At 51.9% G+C, this 16,517-nt stretch carries 13 protein-coding genes and 1 pseudogene; 6 read left to right on the plus strand and 8 right to left on the minus strand.

What is annotated here, in order from left to right; all coding sequences use genetic code 11:
* Positions 1-37 precede the first annotated feature (37 nt).
* Complete coding sequence (gene hscA, locus NM96_03005; GenBank protein ID AVR78458.1) at positions 38-1,900, minus strand: Fe-S protein assembly chaperone HscA; 1,863 nt, start codon at positions 1,898-1,900, stop codon at positions 38-40.
* 196 nt (positions 1,901-2,096) lie between these two features.
* Between hscA and hpnD the strand changes: the two genes are divergently transcribed.
* The 3 genes from hpnD to NM96_03020 all read left to right on the plus strand — a co-directional run bounded on the left by hpnD (position 2,097) and on the right by NM96_03020 (position 5,275).
* The gene (hpnD, locus tag NM96_03010; GenBank protein ID AVR78459.1) at positions 2,097-2,945 is read left to right on the plus strand and encodes a squalene synthase HpnD; all 849 of its coding nucleotides are present in this window, start codon (positions 2,097-2,099) and stop codon (positions 2,943-2,945) included.
* Positions 2,942-4,255, plus strand: coding sequence for an oxidoreductase (locus NM96_03015; GenBank protein AVR78460.1), 1,314 nt, complete (start codon positions 2,942-2,944; stop codon positions 4,253-4,255). Before hpnD ends, NM96_03015 begins: the two co-directional genes overlap by 4 nt.
* A gap of 300 nt (positions 4,256-4,555) precedes the next feature.
* The gene (locus NM96_03020; protein ID AVR78461.1) at positions 4,556-5,275 is read left to right on the plus strand and encodes a KR domain-containing protein; all 720 of its coding nucleotides are present in this window, start codon (positions 4,556-4,558) and stop codon (positions 5,273-5,275) included.
* A 185-nt stretch (positions 5,276-5,460) separates the two neighbouring features.
* On the opposite strand, the gene trxB is transcribed toward NM96_03020, so the two are convergent.
* The 4 genes from trxB to NM96_03040 form a co-directional block, all read right to left on the minus strand.
* The gene (gene trxB / locus NM96_03025; GenBank protein AVR78462.1) at positions 5,461-6,411 is read right to left on the minus strand and encodes a thioredoxin-disulfide reductase; all 951 of its coding nucleotides are present in this window, start codon (positions 6,409-6,411) and stop codon (positions 5,461-5,463) included.
* Positions 6,412-6,688: 277 nt separating this feature from the next.
* A complete protein-coding gene (locus NM96_03030; protein AVR78463.1) occupies positions 6,689-7,690 on the minus strand; it encodes a porphobilinogen synthase in 1,002 nt (333 codons plus the stop codon).
* Between the two features lie 153 nt (positions 7,691-7,843).
* Positions 7,844-8,569 (minus strand): hypothetical protein, encoded by a 726-nt coding sequence (locus tag NM96_03035; GenBank protein AVR78464.1) that lies wholly within the window; start codon positions 8,567-8,569, stop codon positions 7,844-7,846.
* 138 nt (positions 8,570-8,707) lie between these two features.
* On the minus strand, positions 8,708-8,974 hold the full coding sequence (locus NM96_03040) for a hypothetical protein (GenBank protein AVR78465.1): 267 nt from the start codon (positions 8,972-8,974) through the stop codon (positions 8,708-8,710).
* 183 nt (positions 8,975-9,157) lie between these two features.
* On the opposite strand from NM96_03040, the gene NM96_03045 reads away from it, so the two are divergent.
* The 3 genes and pseudogenes from NM96_03045 to NM96_03055 all read left to right on the plus strand — a co-directional run bounded on the left by NM96_03045 (position 9,158) and on the right by NM96_03055 (position 11,940).
* Positions 9,158-10,699, plus strand: coding sequence for an MFS transporter (locus NM96_03045; protein ID AVR78466.1), 1,542 nt, complete (start codon positions 9,158-9,160; stop codon positions 10,697-10,699).
* A gap of 33 nt (positions 10,700-10,732) precedes the next feature.
* Positions 10,733-11,075: pseudogene (locus tag NM96_03050) on the plus strand (helix-turn-helix domain-containing protein).
* Complete coding sequence (locus tag NM96_03055; GenBank protein AVR78467.1) at positions 11,044-11,940, plus strand: hypothetical protein; 897 nt, start codon at positions 11,044-11,046, stop codon at positions 11,938-11,940. The pseudogene NM96_03050 and the gene NM96_03055 overlap by 32 nt, the downstream one beginning before the upstream one ends.
* A gap of 301 nt (positions 11,941-12,241) precedes the next feature.
* On the opposite strand, the gene NM96_03060 is transcribed toward NM96_03055, so the two are convergent.
* The 3 genes from NM96_03060 to NM96_03070 all read right to left on the minus strand — a co-directional run bounded on the left by NM96_03060 (position 12,242) and on the right by NM96_03070 (position 16,337).
* On the minus strand, positions 12,242-13,795 hold the full coding sequence (locus tag NM96_03060) for a DUF945 domain-containing protein (GenBank protein ID AVR78468.1): 1,554 nt from the start codon (positions 13,793-13,795) through the stop codon (positions 12,242-12,244).
* A gap of 280 nt (positions 13,796-14,075) precedes the next feature.
* Positions 14,076-14,868, minus strand: a protein-coding gene (locus tag NM96_03065; protein ID AVR78469.1) for an IS5/IS1182 family transposase whose coding sequence is annotated in 2 segments (ribosomal slippage) — positions 14,076-14,604 and positions 14,603-14,868 — 795 coding nt in all. Because the reading frame shifts where the segments join, the coding sequence is not laid out codon by codon here.
* A gap of 59 nt (positions 14,869-14,927) precedes the next feature.
* On the minus strand, positions 14,928-16,337 hold the full coding sequence (locus NM96_03070) for an MFS transporter (protein ID AVR78470.1): 1,410 nt from the start codon (positions 16,335-16,337) through the stop codon (positions 14,928-14,930).
* Positions 16,338-16,517 lie beyond the last annotated feature (180 nt).

Here is a 16,517-nt window from a genome sequence, read left to right on the forward strand (position 1 = left end):
CCTTGTGTTTTACAAGGTCGTCTGAAACTGTTTGCCATCAAATATCGTCCACACTTTGCCCTGTCAGCGCACGTTGGATGTTGCGGTTCATGCGTTTGGCGGCGAAGTTGTCGGTGCTGCGGCTGAGTTTGGCAACGGCGGAGCGGATGTCTTCGGCGTTGCCGTCTTTCAGACGACCTTGCAGATCGGCGATGTCTTGCTGGATTTGTGCAAGCTCTTCGGCATCCAGCAAATCGCTATCCAACTCAAGGGCGGCGTTGACGGCGTCGGTCAGGCTTTCAGCTTCGACCACGGCTTCGGCGCGGGCGCGTGCCGCCATGTCTTCGGCGGCGTTGCTCATGCTGTCTTTGAGCATTTGGGTGATGGTGTTGTCGTCCAAGCCGTAGGAAGGTTTGACTTCGATTTGCGCCTGTACACCGGTGCTTTGTTCTTGGGCGGAAACGGACAGCAAGCCGTCGGCGTCAACTTGGAAGGTAACGCGGATGCGCGCCGCGCCTGCGGTCATGGGTGGAATGCCGCGCAGGGTGAATTTGGCAAGGCTGCGGCAGTCGGAAACGAGTTCGCGCTCGCCTTGTACGACGTGTATCGTCATGGCGGTTTGACCGTCTTTGAAGGTGGTGAAATCCTGCGCGCGCGCGGTGGGGATGGTGGAATTGCGCGGGATGATTTTTTCGGCGAGTCCGCCGTAGGTTTCCAAACCGAGCGACAAGGGGGTAACGTCCAGCAGCAGCCATTCGCCGTCGGTTTTGTTGCCGGCAAGGACGTTCGCCTGTATGGCGGCGCCGAGCGCGACGACTTCGTCGGGGTTGAGGTTGTTCAGCGGGGTTTGTCCGAAGAAGGTGGCGACCGCTTGTTGAACGTGCAGCATACGGGTGGAACCGCCGACCATAATCACGCCTTTGATGTCGGCTTTGGTCACGCCTGCGTCTTTCAGTGCCTGTTTCACCGGCTCTATGGTTTTTTGCACCAAATTTTGCGTCAGGTGGTGAAATTCTTGGCGGGTAATGACGGTATGGATTTTGCGGCCGTCTGAAAGCGTGGCTTCAACGACGGCTTCGGTTTGACCGGTCAGTTGTTCTTTGGCGGCGCGGACAAGGGAAAGCAGAAGCTGGCTGTCGCGCTCGTTGAGTTTGGAAAGGTCGTTTTGTTCGAGCAGGTGGCAGAACAGGCGGTGGTCGAAGTCATCGCCGCCCAATGCGCTGTTGCCGCCGGTGGCTTTGACTTCAAACAGCCCTTTGGTCAGTTGCAATACGGATACGTCGAACGTACCGCCGCCCAAGTCGTAAACGACAAACGTGCCTTCTGAGGCGTTGTCCAGCCCGTAGGCAATCGCGGCGGCGGTCGGCTCGTTAAGGAGGCGCAAGACGTTCAAGCCCGCCAAACGCGCGGCATCTTTGGTGGCTTGGCGTTGGGCGTCGTCGAAATAGGCGGGAACGGTAATGACGGCGCCGACCAAATCGCCGCCTAAAGTTTCTTCGGCACGCGATTTGAGGGCTTTGAGGATTTCAGACGACACTTCGATAGGCGTTTTGGCACCTTGGCGGGTGTTCAGCTCGACCACGCGCTCGTTGGGCGTGAACCGGTAGGGCAGGTATTGCGCGTCCTGCGCGAGGTCGGCAAGTGTGCGGCCGATAAGGCGTTTGGCGGAGCTGATGGTGTTCAGCGGGTCGGTTTTTTGGGCGGCAAGGGCGACTTTGCCGACTTCGACGGCATCGCCTTCGCCGTAGCGGACGACGGAGGGCAGGGTGGTACGTCCGTCTATATCGGTCAGGCAAACCGGGCTGCCGCTGCGGACGGTGGCAACCAGGCTGTTGGTCGTACCCAAGTCGATGCCGACGGCGAGGCGGTGTTGATGCGGAGCGGCGGACATGCCGGGTTCGGAAATCTGCAAAAGAGCCATGATTGTGTGCCTTTTGATGCTGTATTTATTAGGATAGGTCGGTATTTTAACAGATTTCGGGCGGATAGTTGAGTGGTTTGGTAGGGAATTGCGATAATCGGATTCCGTTTATTTATAAAGGTCGTCTGAAATTTCCCTACTGCCCCAAATCCGATAAAATCCGATTTTACTATTATGATAATTTTTAGGACACGCCGTGCAAGGACTTGATTATTGTCGTCAGAAGGCAGAAGAAAGCCGCTCCAGTTTTTTGTCGGGCTTCCGTTTCCTGTCGCAGGAAAAGCGGGATGCGATAACGGTTTTGTATGCTTTTTGCCGCGAATTGGACGATGTGGTCGATGACTGCTCCGATCCGAATGTGGCGCAGGCGACGTTAAACTGGTGGCGCGGCGATTTGGACAAAGTATTCGGCGGCGTGATGCCGGAGCATCCGGTCAATCAGGCTTTGCGGCAGGTTAAGGAAACCTTCAAGCTGCCGAAATATGAATTGGAAGCCTTAATCGACGGAATGCAGATGGATTTGGTTCAGGCGCGTTACGGTAGTTTTGAAGAGTTGAAACTGTATTGCCACCGCGTTGCGGGTGTTGTCGGCTGCCTGATCGCTAGGATTTTAGGGTTTTCAGACGACCAAACGCTGGAATACGCGGATAAAATGGGTCTTGCTCTGCAACTGACGAACATTATCCGCGATGTCGGTGAAGATGCGAGAAACGGTCGGATTTACCTGCCGATGGAGGAAATGCAGCGGTTTGACGTGCCTGCAAGCGTGATTATGCAATGTAAGCCGACGGATAATTTTGCCGAACTGATGTGCTTTCAAGTTTCACGCGCCCGCGAGACTTATCGTGAGGCGATGTCGCTCTTGCCCGCTGCAGATAAAAAATCCCAAAAAGTCGGTTTGGTGATGGCGGCGATTTATTACGCGCTGTTGAACGAAATCGACCGCGACGGCGCGCAAAACGTTTTGACTTATAAAATTGCCATTCCTTCGCCGCGCAAAAAGCGTATCGCCCTGAAAACCTGGTTATTTGGATTTAAGCCATGAACACTCCGCATCTTCGCCCGAAAATTGCCGTCGTCGGTGCAGGCTGGGCAGGTTTGTCTGCCGCAGTGTCGTTGGCGCGCCGTGTCGATGTTACTGTATTTGAAGCCGGTCGGCAGGCGGGCGGACGGGCGCGTACTTTGGCTGGGAATACCGACGGATTTAGTTTTTTGGATAATGGGCAGCATATCTTGCTCGGCGCTTATCATGGTGTGTTGACGCTGATGGAGCACATCGGCGCTGATCCTGAAGACGCTTTTTGTCGTTTGCCGCTGCAATGGCATATGTATGAAGGTTTGCAGTTTCAAAGTACGAATCTTCCTTCGCCGCTGCATATTTTGACCGGCATATTGCGTGCTAAAAACGTTTCGTTCTCGCTGAAAATCAGGCTGTTATCCGATATGGCTGCGTTGCAGCATTACGCACGCGGCAAGCGCGCTGATTTGGCCGTTGCCCAATGGCTGCGGCAGCGCAATGTCCCGCGCAGGCTGGTTGCAGAGTTTTGGCAGCCGCTGGTGTGGGGCGCGCTCAATACGCCGTTGGAACACGCAAGTTTGCGGGTGTTGTGCAATGTTTTGTCCGACGGCGTATGGGCGGATAAATCCGGCAGCGACTATCTTTTGCCCAAGCGCGATTTAGGCGCAATCATCGCCGAGCCTGCGTTGACAAAACTCAAGCAATACGGTGCGGACATCCGCCTTGAAACCCGCGTAGGTCGTCTGAAAAACCTTCCTGACGGACGTGTCGTTGTGAATGACGAGGTTTTTGATGCCGTTATTGTTGCGGTTGCGCCGTATCATGCCGTCCATCTTTTCCCTGAAGATACTCCCGACTATATTCAGACGACCTATCAAAATCTCCAATACCACTCAATTACCACCGTCTATTTGCGCTATGCCGTTCCCGTCCATCTGCCCGCGCCGCTGACCGGATTTACCGACGGTACGGCACAATGGCTGGTGTATCGTGGTGCACTCGGTTTGCCGGCAAATGAAGTCGCCGCCGTCATCAGCGTTTCCGACCATGTCGGCGCGTTCAAAAGTCAAGAATGGGTGGAGAAAGTCCATGCCGACGTAAAACGCATCTGCCCTTATTTGGACGAACCCGAAGCCGTCCGCGTCATCACTGAAAAACGCGCGACCACAGCCTGCACGCCTGATTCCGCCACTCCCGATTTTGCTTGGTTGCACCAGCGGCGCATCTATCCGGCAGGCGACTACCTGCACCCGCGCTATCCGGCTACGTTGGAAGCAGCGGTACAGTCGGGTTTGACGGCGGCGGAAATGTGTTTGGCAGATTTCGGGTTAATATAAAGGTCGTCTGAAACTCAAATCCGAGTTTCAGACGACCTGAGACCTTTGCAAAAATAGTCTGTTAACAAAATTTGACGCATAAAAATGTGCTAAAAAATTTTCAATTGGCTAAAACCCTTCTGATAGTGAGAAAAAAGTAGAAGAAATCAGGGAGGTTCTTCATTTTGAAAATGGTATTGAGCATAAAATTTTAATAACTCATTATTGCAAAGGTCTCGATCTATTCCGATTGCCTTTACAAGACACGGCAAACCGTTAAAATATCTTAAATCCCTTAAATTTCACAATCAAGGAAGAATTATGCCGACATTGCAAAATAAAACGATTCTGGTAACCGGAGCATCGCAAGGCTTGGGCGAACAAGTGGCCAAAGCCTATGCTGAAGCGGGGGCGACCGTTATTCTGGTTGCGCGCCATCAAAAAAAGCTGGAAAAAGTTTATGATGCGATTGTCGAAGCAGGCTGTCCCGAGCCGTTTGCCATTTGTTTCGATTTAATCGGCGCGGAAGAAAAAGAATTCGAGCAGTTTGCCGCAACCATCGGCGAAGCGATTCAGGGGAAACTCGACGGTATCGTCCATTGCGCCAGCTATTTTTACGCGCTCTCGCCTTTGGATTTTCAAACCGTCGCCGAATGGGTCAACCAATACCGTATCAACACCGTTGCACCGATGGGTCTGACCCGCGCGCTGCTTCCGCTGCTGAAGCAGTCGCCCGACGCGTCCGTCATCTTCGTCGGCGAAAGCCACGGCGAAACCCCGAAAGCTTACTGGGGCGGTTTCGGTGCATCCAAAGCCGCATTGAATTATTTGTGTAAAGTTGCCGCCGACGAATGGGAACGCTTTGAAAACCTGCGTGCCAATGTTTTGGTCCCCGGTCCGATTAATTCGCCGCAGCGCATCAAATCCCATCCCGGCGAATCGAAGAGCGAACGTAAAAACTACGAAGACGTATTGCCCCAGTTTGTTTGGTGGGCAAGTGAAGAGAGCAGGGGGCGTAGCGGCGAAATCGTTTATCTTTGATTTGCTTCTACCGTAATTTGAAAGGTCGTCTGAAAACAAACATAGCGGGTTTCGCTAAAAATGTTTCAGACGACCTTTTCTTATGCTTTACTTTTTAGAATGCCATATGGACATTGGGTTCGCAGCCTGTCCGTTTGGAATGAGTCTAATCGAACTGTCTTTACTCCGTACAATACAGAGTTGTTTTACAACCCTTGGCGGTCGAGCCAGCGTTCGGCATCCAGTGCGGCTTGGCAGCCGGAAGCCGCGCTGGTGATGGCTTGACGGTAGGTGTGGTCTTTGACATCGCCTGCCGCCCATACGCCTTCGATATTGGTCGCGCCGACGTTGTCGCCCGTACCGCCTTTGGTTTTCAGGTAGCCGGTTTCGTCCATATCGAGCTGGCCTTTGAAAATGTCGGTGTTGGGTTTATGGCCGATGGCGATGAAAACGCCTTTGACGGCGATGTCTTCGGTAGTACCGTCGTTGCGTTTCAAACGAGCGCCGGTGACGCCGCCTTCGTCGCCCAAGACTTCATCCAGATTGCTGTTGAGTTTGAGGATGATTTTGCCTTCTTCAACGCGCTGCATGAGTTTGTCCACCATGATTTTTTCGGCGCGGAAGCTGTCGCGGCGGTGGATCAGGGTAACGGTGTTAGCGATGTTGGCAAGGTAAAGGGCTTCCTCTACGGCAGTATTGCCGCCGCCGATGACAGCTACATCTTGCTGTTTATAGAAGAAACCGTCGCAGGTCGCACAGGCGGATACGCCTTTGCCGGCAAAGGTTTCTTCGCTGGGCAGCCCTAGATATTTGGCGGATGCGCCGGTGGCGACGATCAGGGCGTCGCAGGTGTATTCGCCCATGTCGCCTTTGAGGGTGAAGGGGCGGTTTTGCAAATCGACGGTGTGGATTTGGTCGAAAATCATTTCGGTGCCGAAGCGTTCGGCATGGGCTTGGAAACGTGCCATCAGTTCAGGGCCTTGTACGCCTTCGGCATCGGCGGGCCAGTTGTCGACTTCGGTGGTGGTCATCAGTTGTCCGCCCTGTTCGACGCCGGTAATGATGACGGGCTTGAGGTTGGCGCGGGCGGCATAGACGGCGGCGGTGTAGCCGGCAGGACCTGAGCCGAGGATGATGAGTTTGTGATGGTTGCTCATGATGTTTTCCTTACTGAGAGATTGAGTGTGTTTCAGACGAGGTAGATTTTACTTGAAAATCTAAGCTGCGTCCGTTGGCATGATGGGGAAATGTTGACGGTATTGAAATTGACAAGGGTCGATTGTGAATGGTAAATCAGTTATCGGGAAAGTGTATTCAAGAAAGGTCGTCTGAACATTTTCAGACGACCTTTTGCCTTTCAATCAGCCTTTTGTCGGCTTCACAATATCCGGCATTGGGATAATTTACAGGAAAACCAATGCTGTCATTTGTGTTTTATTTTTCCAGTAATTTGGCTGCTTCGACGGCGTAATAGGTCAAGATGCCGTCGGCACCGGCGCGTTTGAAGGCGAGCAGGCTTTCGAGTATGACTTTTTCACCGTCCAACCAGCCGTTTTGAATCGCGGCTTGAAGCATGGCGTATTCGCCGGAAACCTGGTAGGCGTAGGTTGGTACGCCGAACTCGTCTTTGACGCGGCGGACAACGTCAAGATAGGGCAGGCCGGGTTTGACCATCACCATATCTGCGCCTTCCTGAATGTCAAGGGCGACTTCGTGCAGGGCTTCGTCGGTGTTGGCGGGGTCCATTTGGTAGGTTTTCTTGTCGGCTTTGCCCAAGTTGCCGGAACTGCCGACCGCATCGCGGAACGGACCGTAAAATGCGGAGGCATATTTGGCGGAATACGCCATGATGCGGGTGTGGATGTGTCCTGCGTCTTCGAGGGCTTCGCGGATGGCGAGGATGCGGCCGTCCATCATGTCGGACGGGGCGACGACCTGCGCACCAGCGTCGGCGTGGCACAAGGCTTGTTTCACCAAAACTTCGATGGTTTCGTCGTTGAGGACGTAGCCGTTTTCATCGGTCAGCCCGTCTTGCCCGTGGATGGTGTAGGGGTCGAGGGCGACATCGGTCATGATGCCGAGTTCGGGGAATTTCTCGCGCAGGGTACGCACGACGGTAGGTACGAGTCCTTCGGGGTTGTAGGCTTCTTCCGCCAAGTCGGTTTTATTTCGGGTAACGACGGGGAAGAGTGCCAGCATGGGGATACCGAGCTTGAGGGCTTCTTCGGCGGTGAACAATAATTTGTCCAGGCTTTGCCGTTTTACGCCGGGCATGGAGGGGACGGCTTCTTCCTGATTGCTGCCTTCGAGTACGAAAACGGGGTAAATCAAATCGTCTGCGGTCAGGGTGTGTTCGCGCATCAGGCGGCGGGAAAAGTCGTCTTTGCGCATGCGGCGCATACGGGTGGCGGAAACGTAACGCGGTGGGAAGTTCATAATCGTCCTTTGTCCTTCTGGAAACGGCTGAATCGGCAGGAGAAATGTTTTCAGACGACCTCTTTGCAAGCAGGGGTCGTCTGAAAATGGGTTTGCGACAGTTTACGCTGTTTTGGGTGATTACTGAAGCAGTAGATAGAATGTTGATACGAATCAGTCTTCGACTTTGGTAATCACTTTGACTGTTTTTTTAATTTCTTTGAACGTATCTGTTTTGAGGTTTTGTTCGTTCGGCAACATTCCGTTGGTGTTCAGCGGAGCGATGCTTTTCAAAGCGCGGCGGTATTCTGCTTCACTTAATTTTTCTTGGCTGATTCTCCATACTTTGCGGCCGGAGGCTTTAACTTCGGAGGCAGTCCACAGTCCTACCTTGTGGTAGTAGAACAAAACGCTTTGCAGGAGTGCCTTCATGTCCGCACCGGGCTTGCCGCTGCCGATACTGCGTCCGATACGGTTGTTGCGCTGATCGACGGCTTGGTCGGCAAGGAAACGGCTGTAATAATCGGTTTTACCCTCTCGAATTTCCATGTCGGACAGGTAGGCATTGCCGGCCCTGTTGGCAATTTCGCTGTCGAATTGAGAGGAAATAGCGGCCTGCCATAAGGCCTGACGGACGGCATTGACCTGTGTCCCGCGTCCTTCGCCGTTGGCGAGGTCGTCTAAACCGGTCCGGGTAGCAAAGCGTGCGGCGTTGCTGGTTAGGTTAGTCGAGTTTTTGTCTTCAACGCCAATCACTTGCGCCGCAACAGGGTGATTGATGGCGAATTGTGCGATTTTGCTGCGACGGCTTTGGTCTACCTGATAAGTATGGCAGCCGGAAAGCAATGCGGAAGCGAGCAGGATGTAAGAAGTATGTGTTTTGAGTTTAATGTTTGCCATAATGAGATATTATTGTTTAGTGACAGATTACGTTATTTAACACAAAAATGCAGTCAATAGCAAAATATTTTTCAAGCGGAGGGATTTGGGCTTGAATGGTTGCTTAATGGGGAAGTCGAGGTCGTCTGAAAATAGGCGTTACATTTTTCCGGGATTTTGATTGCGAAAAATATTAATAAGCTGTTTGGATTCCTGTAATGGCAAACCGAAATGCGTTCGGATTGCCTGAATATCCTCGGCATTGTTATCACTCAGATTGTGTGAGAGCCATTCGAAAGTTTCGGGCTGTTTCAGAATCTGTGCGAGGTATGCCTGCTTGAGTTTACGGTTGCGCCACCGAACGAACAGCATAGTGAAAACAAATAAGACAATCAGGAAAATATTGGTAAGGGTGATAAAAGTCATGTTGGAGCGTGCATGATTAGGTGGGAGTAAGTGCATATTATGAATGATTTTTCTCTTTCTTACTCAAAAAACTCATGTTAAGCGGAGTAAAGCCCATGCGGAAGCATGGTACAATATTGTCAACAATTTAAGGCGTTTTCCTCGCGGAGAACGCTGTTTTTCATTAGACATCAAGAGGCTTTTATGAAATTTTTAGACCGTGAGGCGACGATTGCCAAGCCGGGTTTCAACCGTTGGCTGGTGCCGCCTGCCGCTTTGGCGGTGCATCTTGCCATCGGGCAGATTTATGCGTATTCCGTGTTTAACGCGCCGCTGACCAAGCTTATCGGCATTACCGAATCAGCAGCCGGAGATTGGAAGCTGACGACTGTGGGCTGGATTTTCAGTATCGCGCTGGCTATGTTGGGCGCGTCTGCTGCTTTGTTCGGCACTTGGATGGAGCGTGTCGGCCCGCGCAAGGCGATGTTTGTCGCGGCGTGCTGTTTCAGCTTGGGCTTTTTTGTGTCGGCACTCGGCGTCAGTACGCATAATCTGTTTCTCCTCTATTTGGGCAACGGCGTGATCGGCGGCATCGGCTTGGGGTTGGGCTATATCGGGCCTGTGTCCACTTTGATGAAGTGGTTTCCCGACAAACCGGGCATGGCGACGGGTTTGGCGATTATGGGGTTCGGCGGCGGTGCGATGCTTGCTTCGCCGTTGTCCGTATCGTTGATGAATGCGTTTTCAGACGACGTGTCGGTCGGCGTCGCACCGACTTTTGTCGTGTTGGGACTGTTTTACCTTGTGTTGATGATGTTCGGCGCCTTCACCATCCGCGTGCCGGCGGAGGGTTGGAAACCTGAAGGCTATGTCGCGCCGAAAATGAAAAACAAGCTGGTCAGCAGCAATCATGTCAATGTTTCCCAAGCGATGAAAACGCCGCAATTTTGGCTTTTGTTTTGGGTGTTGTGCCTGAACGTGACTGCCGGTATCGGCGTTTTGGGGCAGGCTTCGGTCATGATTCAGGAGCTGTTTTCAGAGGCGTCGGTCGGCAAACAAGCGGCAATCGGTGCGGGGGCGGCGGCAGGTTTCGTCAGTCTTTTGAGTTTGTTCAATATGGGCGGGCGGTTTTTATGGTCCAGCGTTTCCGACAAACTCGGACGTAAAAATACCTACACCATCTTTTTCGTACTCGGCTCGCTGCTGTATTTTGCCGTTCCGTCCATTGGTGAGAGTGGAAACAAGGCTTTGTTTATTATTGGATTCTGCGTCATCATTTCCATGTATGGCGGCGGTTTTGCCGCGATTCCGGCTTATTTGAAAGACTTGTTCGGCACTTATCAGGTCGGCGCAATTCACGGACGTATTTTGCTGGCGTGGTCAACCGCTGCCGTGATCGGTCCGGTCTTGGTGAACTACATCCGCCAAAGCCAAATCGACAGCGGTGTTCCCGCCGCGCAGGCATATGGCGTTACCATGTATATCATGGCGGGATTGTTGATTGTCGGTTTGCTGTGCAACCTTGCTGTCAGATCGGTTCATGAGAAACACCATGAAACCGACATCAAAACAGCAGCGCACAGCGGCAATCCCGATGACGAGACTGCCGTTTCCGATGCCTACTTGTTGCAGGAAAAAGTTGCGGCAGGCGGTTTTTCGGTTTGGTGGCGTTGGACTTTGGTCGGCGTCCCGCTGGCTTACGGCGTGGTGATGGTGTTTGTCAAGGCATTGGATTTGTTCCGTTAAAAGCGGATTGATGAGGAAAAGGCCGTCTGAAAATTGAACTGCACCCCAAAAGTTGGACATCCCCTCCAACTCACAAGGTGCAGTTTTTTTATGAGCAAATATACATTACACTTCAAATACCAAGCCGTACTCCACTATCTGCATATATGCAGCCAGCAGCGTACCGCAGACCACTACGGCATTTCCCGAACCCACCTGAGACGATGGATACGTGCCTATCAAGAAGGCGGCATCAGCGCACTCGAACATCCCCAATCCAAAACCATGCCCCAACACCGCAAAAACCCCTTCATCGCAGATAAACCCGACCAAGAAAAAACGCAGGCAGAGCTTATTGAAGAGTTGTGCTATATGCGCGCAGAGGTCGCCTACCTAAAGGAGTTAAAAGCCCTCAGCCAAAAACAGACCGAAAAGGACAAAGCCAAACCGTCCAAACACTGAGGGCGCAACACCCGCTCAAATACCTGCTGCACATCGCAAACCTGCCCAAAAGCAGCTTCTACTACCACCACCAAGACCGGCCCAATCCCGACGAAGCCGACAAAGCCCTCCTTGTCGAAACCTACCGGCGGCATAAAGGACGCTACGGGCAAAGGCGCATTGCCGCCGCATTAGATTGGAACCGCAAAAAAGTGGCGCGGTTGATGAAGCAGTTGGAACTGAAAGCCCTCATACGGGCGAAAAAAGCCTACCGCCATCCCGCCATGGGCGAGATATCGGAACACCTCCTCAAACGCCGGTTCAAAGCCCGAAAGCCCAACGAAAAATGGCTGACCGACGTTACCGAACTCAAAGGGAAGGACGGCAAACTGTACCTCTCGCCAATCTTGGACTTGTTCAACCGGGAAATCGTCGCCTACGCCATGAGCCGCAATGCCAACAGCGAAATGGTGAAGGAAATGCTCGAAAAAGCCGCACCCCGTCTGACTGATAAAGGAACGATGCTGCATTCGGACCAAGGTGTGCTGTACCGTACGGCGGGGTATAGGGAATTGCTTGCGGAGCATTCCATGGTTCAAAGCATGTCGCGAAAGGCGAACTGTTGGGACAATGCGCCGATGGAAAGCTTCTTTGCGGTGTTGAAGACGGAGTGTTTCTATAACGCAGGTGAATTGACGGTAGATGAATTGATGAAGCAGATAGATGACTATATGGATTACTACAACCGGGAGCGTTGTAGTTTGAAATTGAAAAAGCTGAGTCCTGTCGCATACAGAACCCAGCTTGCACAGAGCGCCTGAATAGGCTTTTATGAGTGTCCAAGATTTGGGGGCCAGTTCAAATTTTTCAGACGACCTTTTTGATATTGGTTATGATTGGAGGCTGTGTCGATATAGCGGGTTTATATGAGACTCTCCATCCAGTCATTTTTGTGGGGAGGGGTTTGGAAAGTCGAAATTAGGGTGATTTTTGAATATTTCTAAAAATCAGAGTTCTCTTGCCTTGAGGGAATAACGAAAGAGTCATTCTTATTTTGTATATTTACTATAAATTAAACCTGCTAAGAAAAAAGGTCGTCTGATTTTCAGACGACCTTTCGGTTTATGGATGGGATGGTTCGGAAACCATATCCGTCTCATCAAAATCCGGTTCGGGATCGCTTTGAAGGACTTTGCCGTTGAGCTTCAGTTCACCATTTTGCAAAGTCATCTTGGTTTTGACCGTACCGTTTTCCAGCGTCAGATATTTTTCGTCCGCCATGCTTCGGATGGTGCTTTCCACCATCAGCCGCAGGGTCTCGGTAACGTCTTCGATACCTGCCTGCCCATTTGCTTCGTCCTCGGGATTAACGCTGAAAATGCTGCGTGCCTGACTGATTGCCAGTTGTTCGAGCAGTTTTTGCGGAACCGCCATGTCAAATCCGGCTTCGGTTTTTTTCAGCATATCGCTGAGGCTGTTCAAATCTTTTACTACCAAACCTTTAAACAGCAGTTTGCCGCTGACATCGACATCGCCTTGAGGCATCGTGAATTTGAAGGTCTTAACATTTAAGATAGGATTATTGGTAAACAGGCTTGAAGCCTCGTTCTTGGCGGTCTGTATCAAGGCGTTTTGGATTTCTTCTTCGCTCATTTTTTTATCTGCGATTTCGGCAAATTTATTTTTCAGCGCAAGAAGGCCGGAGGCATCCAAGTGTTCGGCGGCAATATTGATGTCCAACGGGCCGTATTTTTCATCGCCGTAAGTCAGGTCTTGAAATTGGAAGCGGCCTTCGCTGTTGATGAATTTGTCCGCTTCGTGAGTATCGGTTTCAAATTTCAGTTTGCTGACTTCGATTTTTGACGGAGGGATGCTGCCTGTCGGATTGATAAACGCGCCGATTTGTAGATTGGTAACCAAGTTCACCAATTCATTCAGCTTGATGTTGTAATCGATGTTGTCTTTCCACTGGAGCAGGAATTTATCCAGCGTAGTGCTGCTTTTGCCTAAAGACAGTTTGTTGAGGCCGCTTGTGGTTTCAGATTGGAAATGTAGGTTTTCCAGAGAAATGTCGCCCTTGTCCGCCAGCTTGACTTGAAGGGAGGGAGCCAGATAGTCATGGCTGTAACTTTGGAAATCTTTTTTATAGTCGGTATGCCCGCTCAGACCTTTCCAGTTCAGCTTGATGCCGGAAAGCTCTTCGTAATCGAAAGCGGGGATACTCAAATCCAGCTTGCCGCTGCCGCTGAAATAGATGGTGTTGCTCATCGTTACCGGCGTTTGTTTGCCGAAGAAGCGCGACAATGCTTTTTCGGTTTCAGGGTGATATTTGAACTCGGTTTCGATGTGCGCCTGAGTGCCTATGTCGCCGGCAAACGGTCCGTGGCTGATGTGGTTGATAACCGTAATCGGCTCTTGCAGGATGGTTTTCAGGTTGTCGGGCAGGTATTTTTGCGTATTTTGAAGAAGGGTAGGCTTCAGGCGGATAACGGTGGTTTCCGTTGCGCTGAACCAGCCGCGTTCGTATTGATGCGATTCTACGGTCAGAAAACCGGAGTCTTGTAAGAGTTTTTGTTGTGCGGTAAGGCTTTCCTCTGCTTTGATGCCGAGGTAGTAGGGGGTACCAAGTACGGCTGCTACGGCTACGGCAGCAACAGGGATAAGATACTTTTTCATTGCTTCAGACACACAGATTGAAAGCATTAAGCATAGCATTTTTTGCTTTGCTTGTCTTTTCGGTGTGGCGGCTTCCTGTGAAGAATATGGGGCGTCTGAAAAATTTTGGGCTGTTTTTTCGATTGTTCGGTAGGTGTTGGCGGGTAGTGTTTGGATATGTCTGTATTAGGTTTCAAATGATGTTCAAATGCAGTTTTTACTGTTTCCGTTAGTTGCTTTGACGGATGGGTGGTGCGGGTAAAAGCGTGGAATATCTTTCAGACGACCTTTAAGAGCGTGTTCATAGTCTTCGTAGCAGGACTCCCAAGAAAGCCAAAGCTACCATTTGCAGACTGGTACTCAACTTACGCTCGCAGTTTTTCCAAAGCCGCCTGTTCTTTTCCAACCAGGAAAAGCTGCGCTCTACTACCCATCGCTTCGGCAATACTGCAAAACGGTGCAATTCGTTTCGTTTGGCAATCTCTACCTGCGCACCAATCAACTCCTGTACCGACGAAGCAAATGCCTTACCCGTGTAACCACCGTCAGCAAGGATTTTTTGTATCGCACCAAGATTATCCCGCCCACGTTCCAATGCCACCAGGCAGCCTTTTCTATCCGTAACATCCGCCGTCGTTACCGCAAGGGCATGCTGCAAACCTTGCGTGTCAACCGCTATATGTCGCTTGATACCGCTAACCTTCTTGCCCGCATCGTAGCCTTTTTCCATGGCGGTATCCGTGTTCTTCACACTCTGCGCATCAATAATCAGGAAAGTAGTTGCTTCATGGCGCCCCTGCTTGCGGCGCTCCGCAACTACCTGATTTTTTTAATGCTTCCTCAAGGATGCTGATGCCACTCTCGCGTGGTTCGGTCCATCTCTGGAAGTAGGAATGCACGGTGCGCCATTTGGGGAAGTCGCCCGGCAAAGCGCGCCAGGAGCAGCCAGTGCGTTGCAGGTAGAGAATGGCACAAAAGACATCGTACAAGTCCACCTGGCGTGGCGCTGTGCGTTTACGGGCACTTTCCAGCAGGGGAAGGAGAGGCGCAAATTGCTCGCGACTGATATCGCTTGGGTAGGTTTTTCTGTTCATGCCGATAGTTTAGAGCAGAGGCTGAGACAATGAACACGTTCTAAGGTTTGGGGAAATGTTCAGTCGGTTAGGTTGCGTCCGTCGGAAATGTGCAGGCGGCTGAATATGGTACTGGAGACGAGTGTAATCAAGCCGATGGAAAGCAGGGTAAGGCGGAATGAGAGGTGGAGGTTGCCTGCGGTAAAGCTGCTTTGCGACCAGTTTTGCAGGATAAGCGCGCCGAGCGCAATGCCGAGGCTGATGGCGAGTTGTTGGTTGACCGCCATCAGGCTGTTGCCGCTGCCGGTTTGGTGCGCGCGCAGGTCGGCGATGGTCAGGGTGTTCATGGCGGAAAACTGGATGGAGTTGCAGGTGCCGATGAGGAGCAGCAGGACTATCCAGACGCTTAAGGATGTGTCGGCGTCGGGTAGGGCAAGCAGCATAATCAATATGGCGAGGAGGCGCGTGTTCCAAATCAACACGCTGCGGTAGCCGAAGCGCGACATCAGGGGCTTGATGAGCGGTTTGACAACAAGCGAGGCGAAAGCGACGGGTGCGACCAGCCAGCCGGATACGCTGGCGGCAAAGCCGAACGCGACTTGAAACAATAGCGGCAGCAAAAAGGGGATGGAACTGATGCCGAGCCGGCTGAACAGATTGCCAGTCAGACCCAGCCGGAAGGTGCGGACTTGGAACAAATCCGCCGCATAAATCGGGTTGGCGGCGGTTTTCATGTGGCGGTAGTAGAGCAGGGCGAATGCCGTACCGCCGAGTGCGAGTAAGAGCGAAAACCAAACCGCGCCCGAGTGGGACACCATTTCCACCGCCAACATCAAGAGACACGCCGCCGAAGCGAAAGTCAGATAGCCGCTCAAGTCCAGAGCGGTATTCTCGCCTTTGACATCGGGCATAATCCGCCAACCCAGCAAGACGCCGAGCAGTCCTATGGGCAGATTCAGCAGGAAAATCCAATGCCAAGATGCGTATTCGACCAAATAGCCGCCGACCAAAGGTCCGAATATCGGACCGATCAGCGCGGGCATGACGGCATAGTTGATGGCGTTGAGCAGTTGGGATTTGTCGTACACGCGCAAAATCGTCAGGCGCGGTACGGGTACCAACATCGACCCGCCTATGCCCTGAATCACCCGCGCCATCACCAGCATGGGCAGATTGGCTGCCGCCGCACACAATGCCGAACCGAGCATAAAAATACCGATTGAACCGAAAAATACGTTTTTAGTGCCGAACCTGTCCACCAAATAGCCGCTTAAAGGAATCAGCAGGGCAACGGTCAGCGTATAGGAAATCGCCGCCAGCTGCATATTGAGTGGCGATACTTTGAAATCTTTGGCGATTTCGGGCAGGGCGGTGTTCAGAATCGTCGCGTCCAGCATTTGCATGAAAATCGCAATCGCCAACAGCAGGGGCAGCCATCGGGACGGGCGGACGGGCGGCATTTCCGAAACATTTGATTCAGTTTTGTTCATAGGGATGCATTGTAACTGATTTGGCAGGAGGTCGTCTGAAAGAGGGTAAGGGTAGCAAAAGGCAGCTATTGGCAAATAATATTGTCAATCTAATTCAGTTTTAGAATATTGTTTGAGCAATGTACTTTTAAGCGATGAGTTTCAGACGACCTTTGAAGTTGAGTGATGGAATGACAGTCG

The sequence above is a fragment of the Neisseria mucosa genome (assembly GCA_003028315.1).
GTDB classification, from domain to species: domain Bacteria; phylum Pseudomonadota; class Gammaproteobacteria; order Burkholderiales; family Neisseriaceae; genus Neisseria; species Neisseria mucosa.